Origin of the sequence: Microbacterium hydrocarbonoxydans (assembly GCF_000956475.1) — a bacterium.
In the GTDB taxonomy this organism is placed as follows: Bacteria; Actinomycetota; Actinomycetes; order Actinomycetales; family Microbacteriaceae; genus Microbacterium; species Microbacterium hydrocarbonoxydans_A.
In genome coordinates this window covers 124,366-139,027 of record NZ_JYJB01000008.1, presented here as the reverse complement: position 1 = coordinate 139,027, position 14,662 = coordinate 124,366, and the positions used below count along the sequence as shown (strand labels likewise).

Genomic DNA, 14,662 nt, shown 5'->3' with positions numbered 1-14,662 from the left:
CTGTCTCCTTCGTCTGAGAAGCGCGCCGTGGTTCGGGGTGACCGTGCGCGTTTACTGATGAGCAATCTAAGGGCTAAATGCTCATGAGTCAACATGAAATCTTCATGAGAGCTGAGTAACCTTGATATACGCAGTCATCGGACGAAGGGCCAGGCAATGGACTCGGGCATCGCGTACTTCGGCAGTCGGATCCTCCGCCACGTCGAAGCCGACCTCGACGAGATCGCCGCTGCCGGCTACCGTCACGTGCTGCACACCTTCTCCGAAGGGGACCAGCGGTACTACCTCGATCAGATGGTGCGGATCGTGGAGGCGACTCATGCTCGCGGTCTCACTGCTACTGCTGCTCCCTTCGGGGTTGCAGGGATCTTCGGCGGTGAAGAGGCCAGCTTCTTCCTCGCTGAGCATCCGAGGAATCGGCAGCGCGATGAGGGTGGAAGGATCTACCCCGCTGCGTGCCTGCGCGTACCGGCAACCAGGGCGCTGATCGACAACTGGCTGGCGGACGCCGCCGCTGTCGGCTTCGACGAGATCCTCTGGGATGAGCCCGGTTGGGCATTCGACACGCGTGAGCACCGACGGTGCTCCTGCGATTCCTGCCGCGATGCTCCCGAACTCGACGCCGAGCAAGCGCTGGTGGCGTTTCTCGCGGAATCGATCGCGACCGCTGCTGCACTCGATCTTCGAAATACTGTCTGCCTGCTCCCCGACGAGCTGGCGCTCACTCCGGGGCAGCCGTGGCGCGAGGTTGCTGCGATCCCGGGTCTCGACGCTCTATCGACCGATCCGTATTGGAAGAACGCCTATCTCCCCGTTCTCCCGTTCGTGCCCGATTCTCTGCATCGCCTCCGTGCTGCGATCGGCGACACCTCCGTGGCGCTGGAGTGCTGGATCCAGGGCTTCGGACTGGACCTGGACGACGAGCGCGACTTCGTGGCCGCCACTCTTGCCGCCAGGGGGGAAGGCGCCTCACGTGTCTGGTTCTGGGGGTTCGGTGCGGCGGCCCACATGAGCGAGCTCGGCGAGAGCTCTCCCGAAGCCGTCTGGGAGTACATGAAGGAGGTGGCGCGAAGACTTGCCATGAATGAGCTTTCATGAAATCATTGGCCCGTTTTGATCATGAATGAACATGAGGAGGGGGATCGTGTCTGAGATCGATGCGCGCGAACTGTCTGGCGACCTGAAGCAGCACGAGCGACTGAACAAAATCCTCGATGTGCTGGCGGATCAAGGACGGATCAGCGTGCATGACGCAGTGGAGGCGTTCAATGTCTCCGGCGCCACCATCCGACGCGATCTGGACCATCTCGCCTCGCGTCAGCTTCTGCGCCGCACGCGCGGTGGTGCCGTCGCGATGCTCGCCTACGATCTGCCGCTGGGGTACAAGGCGGACAAGAGCGTGGATGCGAGACAGCGGATCGGGGCGCTCGCCGCTGCGAGCGTGGAGGCGGGAGACGTCGTCGGCATCGCCGGAGGGCACCTCGCGCTCGAGGTCGCGAGAGCCTTGAGCGCGCGCCCGGAGTTCGTCGACCAGATCGAGGTGATCACCATCGTCACGAACTCGGTCAACGTCGCGTACGAGCTCAGCACTCGCCCGCACATCAAGCTGCTCGTGACCGGCGGGGCGGTGCGCCCTCGGTCGTTCTCCATGGCGGGCGACATCGCGAAGGACAGCATCCGCCGTTACCGTTTCGATCGTCTGTTCCTCGAGGTGGACGGGCTGACCGCCGAGGGTCCTTCCGTCAAGGACGACGTCACCTCCGAGTTCCTGTCCTCGTTCGTCGAGCGGTCTCAGAGAACGATCGTGATCGCAGACGAGAACGCCATAGGCGTCGCCGCCTTCGCCACCGTCTGCAGCATGGATCGGGTGTCGTCCATCATCACCGACTCCACGAATGCACCGGACAGCGTCGGTAACGTGGCTGTCACCCGGGTGTAGCGGTGCGGATCGAGCAGAAGCGAACGAGGTGATCCCGCGGTGTCGTGAGGCCGGGACACACCGCACTATCCGCCCTGCCGGGCCTGCGCGTCGATCAGCTGCAGCATCCGCGCGGCCACGCTGACGGCGATCGCGGCCGGCTGCTTTCCGGACACCTCGGGGACGCCGATGGGGGTCGTGACGCGCTCCAGATCGGCTTCCGTCTGCCCGAGCTCCACGAGCTTCTTCCGGAACCGCGCCCATTTCGACGCCGACCCGATCAACCCGATCGAACCGAGACCCGGCGTGCGCAGCGCCATGTCGACCACCGCGAGGTCCTCCACGTGGTCGTGCGTCATGACGAGCACGTGGCTCCCTGCGGGCAGCGGCGAGAGAGCCGACTCCGGCACCGGCGCATGCGTGATGTGGACTCGCGCCACGGCGTCGGCGAACGCGCCGCCCACCCGCTCGGAAGACACCATCTCCTGGCGCGAGTCGATTAGGTGCAGCTCGAGCTCATGCCTGGCGAGGATGCGCGCGAGCTCGAGTCCCACGTGTCCCAGGCCGAAGACGGCGACGGTCGGGACGACCCTGATCGGCTCCAGCATCAGTGTGACCTCTCCTCCGCAGCACTGCACCCCGTACTCGGTGACGGCCTTGTCGCTCAGCGTCATGGCGAGCAGCTCCGGTTCGGCAGCGCCGTCCGACAGCATCCGCCGTGCCTTCTCGATCGCCGTCTGCTCGAGGTTGCCTCCGCCGACCGTGCCGAACACGGAGTCCGGGGAGACCACCATCTTCGCTCCGCCGTTGCGCGGTGCGTGGCCGCGCACGGTCGCCAGAGTCACGATCACGGCGGGGATCCGCCGAGTCCGCAGCTCCTGGAGGGCGTCGAGCCAGTCCACGGCGGACCTCAGGCCCCGGCGACGAGCACCCGCTCGGACGTATCGGCGCCGGCCTCGGCCGCCGCCTTCTGGGCGCTGCGCACAGCCCAGAAGACCGCCTCCGGTGTCGCCGGCGACGCGAGCTCGACCGAATGACGGGGCGGCCCGAACGCCGCCACGGCATCCCTGAGCGCCTCGCGGGCGCTGAAGGCGAGCATGAACGGCGGCTCGCCCACGGCCTTCGAGCCGTAGACGGCGCCCTCCTCGCGGGCATTCTCGAACAGCCGCACCGAGAACTCCTCGGGCATCTCCGAGAAGCTCGGCAGCTTGTAGGTCGAGGCGGACTGGGTCTGCAGGCGCCCGCGGTGCGGCCCTTCGCTCTCGTCCCAGCGCAGCTCTTCCAGCGTCAGCCAGCCGACGCCCTGCACGTACGCGCCCTCGATCTGGCCGATGTCGAGCATGGGGGAGAGCGAGTCGCCCACGTCGTGCACGATGTCGACCCGGCGCACCCGGTAGGCGCCCGTGAACCCGTCGACCTCGACCTCGGTGGCTGCCGCCCCGTAGGCGAAGTACTTGAACGGCGAGCCCTGCATGATCTCGGGGTTCCAGTGCAGGCCCTCGGTGCGGTAGTAGCCGGCGGCGAACAGCTGAACCCGCTGCAGGTAGGCGGCCTTCGCGACCTCGGCGAACGAGACCTTCTTGACGGGGGAGCCCAGAGCCGTCACGAAGCCGCCGCCGAAGCGCACGTCGCGCTCGTCGACGCCGAGCATCCGTCCCGCCACCGCGGCCATCCGATCGCGGATCTGCTCGCACGCATTCTTCACGGCGCCGCCGTTGAGGTCGGCGCCCGAGGATGCGGCTGTGGCCGAGGTGTTCGGCACTTTGTCGGTGCGCGTCGGGGCGAGCCGCACGGATTCCAGTTCGACGCCGAGAGCGGTCGCGGCGACCTGCAGCATCTTCGTGTGCAGCCCCTGACCCATCTCGGTGCCGCCGTGGTTGATGAGGATCGAGCCGTCCTTGTAGACGTGCACGAGGGCGCCCGCCTGGTTGAAGGCGGCGAAGTTGAACGAGATGCCGAACTTGATCGGCGTCATCGACAGCGCGCGCTTGGTGTGCGGACTCGTCGCGTTGAACTCCGCGATCTCGGCCCGGCGCTCGTCGACGGATGCCTCGGCGGCCAGCTGATCCCAGATCGTCGACATGCGGTCGGCATCCTTCACGAGCTGACCGTAGGGCGTGGTCTGCCCCTGCCGGTAGAAGTTGCGCCGCCGCAGCTCGAGCGGATCGACGCCCAGCTGCGGAGCGACCCGGCCCAGGATGTCCTCGATCAGGAACACGCCCTGCGGGCCGCCGAAACCTCGGTACGCGGTGTTCGAGGTCTTGTTCGTCTTCGCGATCTGCCCGTAGGCGTGCACGTTCGGAATCCAGTAGGCGTTGTCGATGTGGCACAGTGCACGGCCGAGCACGGGCTCCGAGAGGTCGATCGACCAGCCGCCGTCGCAGGTGAGCACGGCATCCAGTGCCTGCAGCATCCCGTCGTCGTCGAAGCCCGCCTTCCAGGCGATGTGGAACGGATGCCGCTTGCCGGTCATCGTGATGTCCTGCGTGCGGTTCAGGCGCAGCCGCACGGGGCGGCCGGTCAGCTTGGCGCCGAGGGCCGCGATGGCCGCGAAGCCGTGCGGCTGCATCTCCTTGCCGCCGAAGCCGCCGCCCATGCGCAGGCACTGCACGGTGACCTCGTTCGAGTGGATGCCGAGCACGTGCGAGACGAGCTCCTGCGTCTCTGACGGATGCTGGGTCGAGCACTGGATGAAGTACTGCCCCTCCGAGTCGCGGATCGCGAAGGAGGCGTGCGTCTCGAGGTAGAAGTGCTCCTGGCCGCCGAACTCGGTCACGCCCTCGAACACGCGGGCGGATCCGGCGAGACCGGCCGCGGCGTCGCCGCGCTGCACCGTGCGAGGCGTGCCCTGGAACGACTGCGCGTCGAGCGCGTCCTGCACCGTGATGATCGAGGGGAGCGGCTCGTACTCGACCTGCACGCGCTCCGCGCCGAGGCGTGCGGCCTCCGGCGTCTCGCCGAGCACCCACACGAGGGCGTGACCGTAGAACATGGCCTCGCTGGGGAACAGCGGCTCGTCGTTGCGGATGCCGGCGTCGTTGAGCCCCGGCACGTCGTCGGCGGTGAGCACGCGCACGACACCGGGCACCTCGTAGGCGCCGGAGACGTCGATCGTCACCTTGGCGTGCGCGTTCGTGGACTGCACGGGCCATGCCGTGAGCACGCCGGCGGTGTGCTCTGCGACGTCGTCCGTGTACATCGCGGCCCCGGTGACGTGCAGGGCCGCACTCTCGTGAGCGGCGCGGCGGCCGACGACGGCATTCTCGGGGCGGTCGGCGAGAGTGCTCATGCCGGCACCTCCTTCGACTCGATGCTGCTGTCCATATCAGGCGCCGGATTTCGGCTGTACAGCTTGAGCAGCGCGGTGTTCAGCATGAGCGCGCGGTATTCGGCGCTCGCGCGGTGGTCGGACATCGGGGTGCCCTCGGCGCCCAGGACCTCGGATGCTGCCCGGATCGTCTCGATGCTCCACGGCCGACCGACGAGGGCGGCTTCGGTGGCGAGGGCGCGCAGCGGCGTGGCGGCCACGCCGCCGAGGCCGATCTTCGCTGCGGTGACCACGCCTCCGTCGATGTCGAGGGCGAAGGCGACGGCGACGCTGGAGATGTCGTCGAAGCGGCGCTTCGCGATCTTGTGGAAGGCCGTGACGCGTGCCAGCGGTCGCGGGATGCGTACCGACCTGATGAGCTCGCCTGGTTGCCGGATCGTCTGCCGATAGCCCGTGAAGTAGTCCGACAGCTCGACCTCGCGCTCGACGATGCCGTCGTCGGGGCCGGCGCTCGCGAGCACCAGGCGGGCGCCGAGGGCGAGCAGCGCAGGGGGAGTGTCGCCGATGGGGGAGCCGGTGCCGAGGTTGCCGCCGAAGGTCGCGCGGTTGCGGATCAGCCGAGAGGCGAATTGGGGGAGGAGCTCCGCCAGCAGCGGGACCGTGTCTCCGAGTCGCTTCTCCACCTCGGAGAGCGAGAGGGCGGCGCCGATCTCGATCGCCTCGTCGGTCACGGTGAGGTCGCGCAGCTCGTCGAGCTGTTCGATGGCGACGACGAACGGGGCGCGGCGGCCCCGGAGGTTCACCTCGACGCCCCAGTCGGTGGAGCCGGCGACCAGCAGCGCGTCGGGTTCGTCGCGGAGGATCCGCAGGGTGTCTTCGAGGGATGCCGGTCGCACGAAGCGCGAACCGCCCACTTCGACGTCTGTGGCGACGGCGGACGGGGCCGGCTGCGCGAGGCGCTGCCGCAGCGGATCGTCGTCTTCCGGCGAGCCGAGTGCATAGGCCGCATCGCGGATCGGCCGGTAGCCCGTGCACCGGCACAGGTTGCCGCTGAGCGCGTGGAGGTCGAAGCCGTTCGGTCCGTGCTCGGCGCAGGTCCCTGTGCTCTCCTGGGTCGAAGGGCGGTCGGCCCGGTAGTACTCACCCGCCATGCTGCACACGAATCCGGGAGTGCAGTAGCCGCACTGCGAGCCGCCGGCCTCGGCGAGCTTCTCCTGCACTGGGTGCAGGTGATCGCGGTCGCCGAGACCCTCTGCCGTCACGATCTCCTGTCCGTCGAGCGCGTAGACGGGCACCAGGCAGGCGTTGACGGGAGTCCAGGTGGTGCCGCCGTCGGCGGAAGGAGTCGCCAGGAGCATCGCGCAGGCGCCACACTCGCCCTCGGCGCAGCCCTCCTTGCTGCCGGACAATCCCCGGCCGCGCAGCCAGTCGAGAGCGGTCGTGTGCGTAGCCACGTCGTCGAGTGAACGAGGCTCGCCGTTCACGGTCAGGGCGGATTCGCTCATGCGCGTCTCCTCTTCATCGAGGCGGTCAGTTCATTCCGAGATGCGGAATTCCAATACTGAACTCTGAAATCTTATGCAGGGTGCTGAAAGCCTATGACTCGTGCCGTGGACGGTCAAGGCGTGTCCTGAGCCGGGGTGTCAGGGCAGGGGAACGTTCATCGACGCCGCCCACTCGCGCATGGCCTGCCGCTCGGAGTCGTTGCATACGTAGCCGTAGCCGTAGACCCACTCGCCGAAGTCCAGAGACCAGAGGTTCTGGTACGTGAGCGCGTAGCAGTCGGCGAACGACTCGTCGCTGCCGTTGAACAGCCCCTGCGCGGTGAGCCGGCCGGCCTCGCCGCTCTGGTCGTCGAAACGCGCGGCGTCGGCCCGCTGGTACACGTGCGCGAGCTCGTGCAGCACGACATGCTCGACGGCCAGGGCGCTCGGGAAGTCCGACTCCCCCATGATGTGGACCATGGGGGAGGAGCCTCCCTCTGCGCATCCGATCGCCGACTCTTCGCTCGAGGGATCGTTGCACTCCTGCGCGGCGTCCCAGGCGATGTCGATGTATCCGTTGCCCGCCTGGTCGACGAGTGCCTCCGAGGCGGTGCCCGACGCGTTCGTGCGACGCTGCTGGGCGGCGGCGACGACCGTTTCGAGGTTCGCGCGGAACCAGCTGATGCTCTGCTTGACGCTCCGAGAGGCGAACACGGTCATGTCAGGATCGGCCGCCTGCGCGGCGATCCTGTCGAGTTCGGACTGATCGAGGATGAGGGGCGCGACCGGGTTGCCTGCGAAGTCGGCGGACAGCGTGCGGATCGCCTCGAGATCGGCCTGATAGGCCGCCATGTTCTCGGCGATCTCCTCGGAACCCGAGTCGCCAGCCGGAGTCCCGCTGCCCGACGACGTCAGCGAACCGAGACCGCCGAGCACGAACAGCACGACCATGAAGAGCCCGGCCAGAGTGAGGCAGCCGCATCCGGCGAGCCAGCATCCGACACCGCGTCGGCGGGGCGGGGGAACGGGGCGTCCAGCGGAGATCGGGTAATACTGCGAGGAGGGCCCGGCGTTCGCGTACGGCGCGGCGTTCGCATACGGCGCGGGCGCCGACTGCCCGAGGGATGCGGGCGGCTGTGCGGAGGGTATCGGCTGCGCAGGCGACACCGGCTGTGCCGTGTCGGCGGGCAGGCCGAGCTGCGTGGGCGTGAACGGCTCGGGCAGAGCGGATGGGTCGGGCAGAGCGGATGCCTCGGCGGGGGGCTTCACCGAGTCCATCCACTGGATCAGTCCCGGATACACGCGGGGATGAGCCGCGATCGCGGCGTGCAGATCGTACCGCCGTTCGGCGATGTCGGCCAGAGCCTGCGGCGGCGTGCGCGGGTCGCGCACGACACCCGCCTCCCAATCCTCGAGATCCCCCATGCAGTCGATGCTAACCGCGACCCGCAGGAGCGTCCGACCAGGCAGAATCGAACCGTGAACATCGTCGTCGGAGTCACCGGTGGAATCGCCGCGTACAAGTCCGTGCAGCTCGTCCGGCTGCTGATCAAGGCGGGGCACGAGGTGACGGTCGTCCCCACCGAAGACGCGCTGCGCTTCGTCGGCCTGCCCACCTGGGAGGCGATCAGCCGCAACCCGGTGACCACGAGCGTGCACGACGATGTCGCGAAGGTGCGCCACGTCGCGCTCGGCCAGGGCGCCGACCTCGTGGTCGTGGCGCCGGCGACAGCGAACACCATCGCGAAGATGTCGGCAGGCATCGCCGACAATCTGCTCGGCACGACGCTGCTGGCGACCGAGGCTCCGGTGCTCATCGCGCCCGCGATGCACGCGGAGATGTGGCGGCATCCGTCCACCCAGGCGAACATCGCCACGCTGTGCAGCCGCGGGGTGCGCATCATCGGCCCGGCCGTCGGCGAGCTGGCCGGAGGCGACAGCGGGCCGGGGCGGATGGTCGAACCCGAGGACGTCGCGGATGCCGCACTGGCGCTGCTCGCCCCGCGCGACCTCGAGGGGATGCGGATCGCGATCTCAGCGGGCGGCACCCGCGAGCCGATCGACCCGGTCCGCTATCTCGGCAATCGCTCGAGTGGAAGGCAGGGGGTCGCGCTCGCCGCGGAGGCGGCTGTGCGGGGAGCCGAGGTGACTCTCGTCGCGGCGAACGTCGCCGGCGACGTGCTCGCGGAGGCGCAGCATCCGTCGATCCGCATCCTGCAGGCAGGAACAGCCGCAGAGCTCGGGCGGGTGATGGCGGATGCTGCGGCGTCCGCCGACGCGGTCGTGATGGCGGCTGCCGTCGCCGACTACCGGCCCCTGGAGGTGGCCGATCGCAAGCTGACGAAGGACGCGGGCGGGATCGCCTCGATCGAGCTGGTCGAGAACGAGGACATCGTGGCGGGGCTTGTGCGCACGCGCCGCGACGGGCAGGTCGTCGTGGGCTTCGCCGCCGAGACTCCTGGCGCCGAGGGCGACCAGGACGAGCTGCTGGCGCGGGCCCGCCGCAAGCAGAAGCGCAAGGGCGTCGATCTGCTCGTCGTGAACGAGGTCGGCTGGGAGCGCGGGTTCGAGAAGGGGCACAACGCGGTGATGATGATCGGCTCCGACGGCGACGTGGTCTCGACGGCATCCGGCTCCAAGCGGGAGGTCGCGGCGGCCGTTCTCGACGCGCTCCGCCCGCTCTGGACGGCCATCAGGAACGAGGAGTAGACTTTTCGTGCTGTAGAAATGAAATTTCATAGAACGGAAAGAACGATGAACGCTCCCTTGGCACCGCTGGCACCAGTGACCACGCGCGAGATCGCCCCCGAACTGGCGCGCTCGTGGCTGCTGGTCGCCGCCACCCGGCCGGAGACGTTCGACGCCGCCGCAGCATCGCACGCCGACGTGGTCGTTCTCGACATCGAGGATGCGGTGGACGCCAGCCGCAAGGACTCGGCGCGTCAGGATGTCGTGGACTGGCTCAGCTCGGGCGGCAGCGCGTGGGTGCGCATCAACGACGCGACGAGCGAGCACTGGGCTGCGGACATCGAGGCTCTCCGCGCAGCCCCAGGCCTGCGCGGAGTGATGCTCGCCAAGACCGAGCTCGGCGGGCAGGCCATGGACACGTACAACCGCCTCGGCGCGAAGGTGCCCGTCGTCGCCCTGGTCGAATCGGCGATCGGAATCGAGAATGCGACCGAGATCGCCAGGGCGAAGGGCGTCTTCCGGCTGGCGTTCGGCAGCGGCGACTTTCGTCGTGACACCGGCATGTCGGCCGATCGCGAGGCGATGGCCTATCCGCGCGCCCGGCTTGTCATCTCCAGTCGTGCGGCGGGGTTGCCGGGGCCCATCGACGGGCCGACCGTCGGATCGAGTCATCCGATCCTGCGCGAGCAGTCCGCGATCACGGTGTCGATGGGTATGACGGGCAAGCTCTGCCTGTCGCCCGATCAGACGCCCGTCGTCAACGAGGTCATCAGCCCGACGCGCACCGACGTGGAATGGGCCTACGAGTTCCTCGAGGACTTCGACGCACGCGGCCAGATCGTGCGCGACGGCAGCGACCTTCCCCGCCTCGGACGCGCCCGCAAGATCATGCATCTCGCCGAGGCGTTCCAGGTCCACGTCGTCGCGCGCTGAGGCATCCGAAGCTCCCGCTCTCGTTCGCTGAGCGAGCGGAGCGAGACGAAACGCAATATCCCAACTCCCGCTCGTTGAGCGAGCGGAGCGAGACGAAACGCAGCATCCGAACAAAGGAGATCCCATGACCCAGCTCACCGGAGGCGACACCGCTCCCGCCTTCACGCTCGCCGACGCCGACGGCAATCGTGTCTCGCTGGCCGACTACGCCGGCCGCAACGTCGTCGTCTACTTCTACCCCAAGGCCGCGACGCCGGGCTGCACGACCGAGGCCTGCGACTTCCGCGACAACCTGTCGTCGCTGGACGCGGCAGGCTACGCCGTGATCGGCATCTCCCCCGACAGCGTCGAGGAGATCCGCGCGTTCGCGGATGCCGAGGCTCTCACCTTCCCGCTCCTCGCTGATCCCGACGCCGCCGTGGCGAAGGCCTGGGGCGTCTGGGGCGAGAAGACCGTCGGCGACCGCACGTTCGACGGCGTCATCCGCTCGACCTTCGTGCTCGACGGCGACGGCGTCGTGCAGCGCGCGGAGTACGGCGTCGACGCCGACGGCCACGTCGCGCGCCTGCGCGCCGAGCTCGGCGTCTGACAGCGGAACCGCAGCGGCGGGGCGCGATGCGCGCCCCGCCGCTTCGTCGCACCTATCCTCGTGGGCACGCCGCATCCGATTTCCTCTGTCTGGGTGCGTGTTGTTGTCGCTTCGATGCGGAAAGGCGACATCGGCGCGGACGTTGGTCGATCGCATTCCGAAACCTGAGAAAGTGGCCGCAGAGGGTTGACAGCTTCCGACATCCGCGCTCATACTGTTTACACATGTTGAAATAACAGTTCCGACATACGGAAAAACAATCCTCGCAACTGGGAGGCTCCGTATAGTCCTTACACGTCGGATGCCAACATGTGATTGAGGATCGAAGATGTTGCTCGAGGAGTTCAACTCCAGCACCCGCGACGCGGCTCTCAGCGTCGCGCGGCCTGCGCTGGACATCCCCCGCTGGTACGACGCCATCGTCGACGGGCGCCCCTACGCGTCGGTCGAAGCCCTGACGGATGCCGCGATGCACGTGGCCGCGCCTCTGACCGAAGCGGAGCTCGACGCCGCCCTGGCGCACCACCCCCGAATCGGGGAGCGCGCCCAGGGCGACAGCGTCGAGGCAGCGCACGCCCGCAGTGAGCAGGCCGGTGTCGATGCGAGCGCGGCCGAGGCCCTCGCCGCCGGCAACCGCGCGTACGAGGCGAAGTTCGACCGGGTGTACCTGGTGCGCGCCGCTGGTCGATCGGCCGACGACATCCTCGCCCTGCTGCAGGAGCGGCTGAACCACACACCCGAGCAGGAGCTGGCCGTGATCGACCAGCAGCTGCGCGAGATCGCCGCGCTCCGCCTCGCCGGAGCCATCGAGACTGAAGGAGCACGCGCATGAGCGTCTCTCACGTGACCACCCACATCCTGGACACATCGATCGGGCGCCCCGCGCCCGGCGTCGCCGTCGAACTCGAGGCCCGAGTCGGCGACGGATGGGTCGGGATCGGTTCGGGCCTCACCGATGCTGACGGGCGGGTGAAAGAGCTGGGCCCCGAGCGGCTGGAGAGCGGTGCGTACCGCCTCCGGTTCGACACGGCGGCCTACTTCGCCGGCATCGACACGGACACCTTCTTCCCGGAGGTGGTGTTGACCTTCCTGGTCGACGCCGAGCAGGCGCACTATCACGTGCCCCTGCTGCTGAGTCCGTTCGCCTATTCCACTTACCGAGGAAGCTGAGTATCGAGATGACCGACATCATTCTGGGCAAGAACCAGTACGGCAAGGCCGAGGTCCGCGTCGTGCGCGTCACACGAGACACCGCCCGCCACGAGATCGAAGACCTGAACGTCACGTCGCAGCTGCGCGGCGACTTCGCCAGCGCGCACTTCGACGGCAACAACGAGCACGTCGTCGCGACCGACACGCAGAAGAACACCGTCTACGCCTTCGCCAAGGACGGCGTCGGCAGCCCCGAGGAGTTCCTGCTCCGACTCGGCCGCCACTTCACGGGAGAGTTCGACTGGGTGACCGGCGGACGCTGGGAGGCCGAGCAGTACACCTGGCAGCGCATCGAGGGCGACGGTGGCCCGCACGACCACGCGTTCGTCGCCGGCGGCACCGAGACCCGCACCGCGCTGGTGCAGATCGACGGCGATGACACGACCGTGATCGCAGGGCTGCAGGACCTCAAGGTCCTCAAGTCCACGCAGAGCGGCTTCGTGGGCTACCCCAAGGACAAGTACACGACCCTTCCGGAGACCGAGGATCGCATCCTCGCCACCTCCGTCACGGCGAAATGGCGCTACAACCGCAACGATCTCGACTTCAACGAGGTGTTCGCCGACGTCCGCAGCCGCCTGCTCGCAGGCTTCTCGCGCAACTACTCCTACGCGCTGCAGCACACGCTGAAGGAGATGGCCGAGGCCGTGCTCGACGCGCACCCCGAGATCGACGAGATCCGCTTCTCCACCCCGAACAGCCACCATTTCGTCGTCGATCTGTCGCCGTTCGGCCTGGAGAACCCCAACGAGGTGTTCTACGCCGCCGACCGGCCGTACGGCCTGATCGAGGCGTCGTTCCTCCGCGAGGGCGCCGACACCGACCACTGGTCGTGGAGCGGCTCCGCCGGCTTCTGCTGATGCTCTCGCGCGGGGAGTGACCCCCGCCCGCAGAACGCGCCGGGTCGCCGATCCGACGCTGGGGGTGAGTCCGTTCCCGACGCACCGGGCTCACCCCTGAACCCCGCCTGGTCGCCTCGATGCGAGGCGACCGCTATTCGTCATGCCATCGCGCCCACCCCGAGCGGGTCACGGACAAGGAGGTCCACCAGATGTTCGCTGTACGCAACTCCACCAAGACCAGAACAGAATCCACGCGCCCCGAAGACGAGAAGCTCGGCATCGGCACCGCCTTCACGTTCGGACTGCAGCACGTCCTGACCATGTACGGCGGCATCATCGCGCCGCCCCTGATCATCGGCGCGGCCGCCGGACTCACTCCGACCGAGGTCGGCGTGCTCGTGGCCGCCTGCCTCTTCATGGGCGGACTCGCGACGCTGCTGCAGACCCTCGGCGTCCCCTTCTTCGGATCGCAGCTGCCTCTCGTGCAGGGCGTCTCCTTCGCCGGCGTCGCGACCATGCTCGCGATCGTCAACCAGGGCAGCGGGCTGCCCGCCGTGTTCGGCGCCGTCATCGTCGCCTCGCTGATCGGTCTCGTGATCGCTCCGTTCTTCGCCCAGATCGTGCGGTTCTTCCCGCCGGTCGTCACGGGCACCGTGATCACGATGATCGGGCTCTCGCTCGTTCCTGTCGCCGCGCGGTGGATCACCGGCGCGAACCCGCAGGCGGACAACTACGCCGACCCGGTGTTCGTCGGCATCGCCGGCTTCACGCTGCTCGTGATCATGCTGCTGTCGAAGCTCGGCAACTCGACGATCTCCCGCCTGTCGATCCTGATCGCCATGGTGGTCGGCACGATCTTCGCCGCCCTGATCGGCAAGGCCGACTTCTCGAAGGTCTTCGAAGGCCCGATCTTCGCCTTCCCGGCGCCGTTCGCGTTCGGCGTTCCGACCTTCGACCTCGCGGCGATCGTCTCGATGACCATCGTGGTGCTCGTGATCCTCACCGAGACCACGGCCGACGTCATCGCCGTGGCCGAGATCACCGGCTCGAAGGTCGATCGCAAGCGCATCGCCGCAGGACTCCGCGCCGACATGGTCTCGAGCGCCGTGTCGCCGATCTTCAACTCGTTCACACAGAGCGCATTCGCGCAGAACGTCGGACTCGTCGCCGTCACGAAGATCAAGAGCCGCTACGCCGTGGCCGCGGGCGGTGTGATCCTCATCGTCCTCGGTCTGCTTCCCGTGCTCGGCCGCATCGTCGCCGCCGTCCCCACCGCCGTCCTCGGCGGCGCCGGACTGGTGCTGTTCGGCACGGTCACCGCCTCCGGCATCCGCACCCTCTCGAAGGTCAAGTACGACGGGAACATGAACCTGATCATCGTCGCAGCCTCGCTCTCCTTCGGCGTGCTGCCCGAGGTCAACCACGACATCTACATGAACTTCCCGACGTGGTTCCAGGTCATCTTCGGCTCGGGGATCAGCTCGGCCGCGATCATGGCCATCCTGCTGAACCTCGTGTTCAACCACTTCTCGCAGGGCACACCCGAGAACCCCTCGGTCTTCGCCGCAAGCCCTGTGCGCGCCGTCAAGACCGACGTCATCCGGGTTCTCCGCGAGGGCGACCGCTACACCGGAGGAAAGCTCGTCGACGCGAAGGGGGCGCCGATCCCCGTCGTCGACGAGGAGCCCTCGAACGCGGGGCACTGACCGATGGGCATCGTCCTTTCGG

13 protein-coding genes are annotated in these 14,662 nt (G+C 68.1%); 9 read left to right on the top strand and 4 right to left on the bottom strand.

The annotated features are described in order from the left end of the window. Positions 1 to 156: 156 nt before the first annotated feature. Positions 157 to 1,098 carry a hypothetical protein gene (locus RS84_RS18635; protein WP_052676271.1) on the top strand — a complete coding sequence of 314 codons (942 nt, stop codon included), beginning with the start codon at positions 157 to 159 and terminating at the stop codon, positions 1,096 to 1,098. A 46-nt stretch (positions 1,099 to 1,144) separates the two neighbouring features. Then, positions 1,145 to 1,939, top strand: coding sequence for a DeoR/GlpR family DNA-binding transcription regulator (locus RS84_RS07335; RefSeq protein ID WP_160298168.1), 795 nt, complete (start codon positions 1,145 to 1,147; stop codon positions 1,937 to 1,939). A 65-nt stretch (positions 1,940 to 2,004) separates the two neighbouring features. Here the strand turns inward: RS84_RS07335 and xdhC are convergent, their stop codons facing one another. The 4 genes from xdhC to RS84_RS07315 form a co-directional block, all read right to left on the bottom strand. Continuing rightward, positions 2,005 to 2,820 (bottom strand): xanthine dehydrogenase accessory protein XdhC, encoded by an 816-nt coding sequence (xdhC, locus tag RS84_RS07330; RefSeq protein ID WP_045257137.1) that lies wholly within the window; start codon positions 2,818 to 2,820, stop codon positions 2,005 to 2,007. A gap of 8 nt (positions 2,821 to 2,828) precedes the next feature. After that, complete coding sequence (xdhB, locus tag RS84_RS07325; protein ID WP_045257136.1) at positions 2,829 to 5,207, bottom strand: xanthine dehydrogenase molybdopterin binding subunit; 2,379 nt, start codon at positions 5,205 to 5,207, stop codon at positions 2,829 to 2,831. Continuing rightward, the gene (locus tag RS84_RS07320) at positions 5,204 to 6,691 is read right to left on the bottom strand and encodes a xanthine dehydrogenase small subunit (protein WP_045257135.1); all 1,488 of its coding nucleotides are present in this window, start codon (positions 6,689 to 6,691) and stop codon (positions 5,204 to 5,206) included. The genes xdhB and RS84_RS07320 overlap by 4 nt, the downstream gene beginning before the upstream one ends. 138 nt (positions 6,692 to 6,829) lie before the next feature. Further along, entirely contained in the window at positions 6,830 to 8,095 is a 1,266-nt protein-coding gene (locus RS84_RS07315) for a hypothetical protein (RefSeq protein ID WP_045257134.1), read from the bottom strand. A 54-nt stretch (positions 8,096 to 8,149) separates the two neighbouring features. On the opposite strand from RS84_RS07315, the gene coaBC reads away from it, so the two are divergent. From coaBC to RS84_RS07280, 7 genes are all read left to right on the top strand, one after another. After that, entirely contained in the window at positions 8,150 to 9,379 is a 1,230-nt protein-coding gene (gene coaBC, locus RS84_RS07310) for a bifunctional phosphopantothenoylcysteine decarboxylase/phosphopantothenate--cysteine ligase CoaBC (RefSeq protein WP_045257133.1), read from the top strand. A gap of 45 nt (positions 9,380 to 9,424) precedes the next feature. Next, a complete protein-coding gene (locus tag RS84_RS07305) occupies positions 9,425 to 10,291 on the top strand; it encodes an HpcH/HpaI aldolase/citrate lyase family protein (protein ID WP_045257132.1) in 867 nt (288 codons plus the stop codon). Between the two features lie 124 nt (positions 10,292 to 10,415). Beyond that, a complete protein-coding gene (gene bcp, locus RS84_RS07300) occupies positions 10,416 to 10,880 on the top strand; it encodes a thioredoxin-dependent thiol peroxidase (RefSeq protein WP_045257131.1) in 465 nt (154 codons plus the stop codon). A gap of 328 nt (positions 10,881 to 11,208) precedes the next feature. Continuing rightward, a complete protein-coding gene (gene uraD / locus RS84_RS07295; RefSeq protein WP_045257130.1) occupies positions 11,209 to 11,712 on the top strand; it encodes a 2-oxo-4-hydroxy-4-carboxy-5-ureidoimidazoline decarboxylase in 504 nt (167 codons plus the stop codon). Then, positions 11,709 to 12,050: a hydroxyisourate hydrolase gene (uraH, locus tag RS84_RS07290; protein ID WP_045257129.1), complete on the top strand. Its 342-nt coding sequence runs from the start codon at positions 11,709 to 11,711 to the stop codon at positions 12,048 to 12,050. Before uraD ends, uraH begins: the two co-directional genes overlap by 4 nt. A gap of 8 nt (positions 12,051 to 12,058) precedes the next feature. Next, positions 12,059 to 12,952: a factor-independent urate hydroxylase gene (gene pucL / locus RS84_RS07285; RefSeq protein ID WP_045257128.1), complete on the top strand. Its 894-nt coding sequence runs from the start codon at positions 12,059 to 12,061 to the stop codon at positions 12,950 to 12,952. A gap of 191 nt (positions 12,953 to 13,143) precedes the next feature. Beyond that, positions 13,144 to 14,640 carry a nucleobase:cation symporter-2 family protein gene (locus tag RS84_RS07280; RefSeq protein ID WP_045257127.1) on the top strand — a complete coding sequence of 499 codons (1,497 nt, stop codon included), beginning with the start codon at positions 13,144 to 13,146 and terminating at the stop codon, positions 14,638 to 14,640. The last annotated feature ends 22 nt before the right edge of the window (positions 14,641 to 14,662 follow it).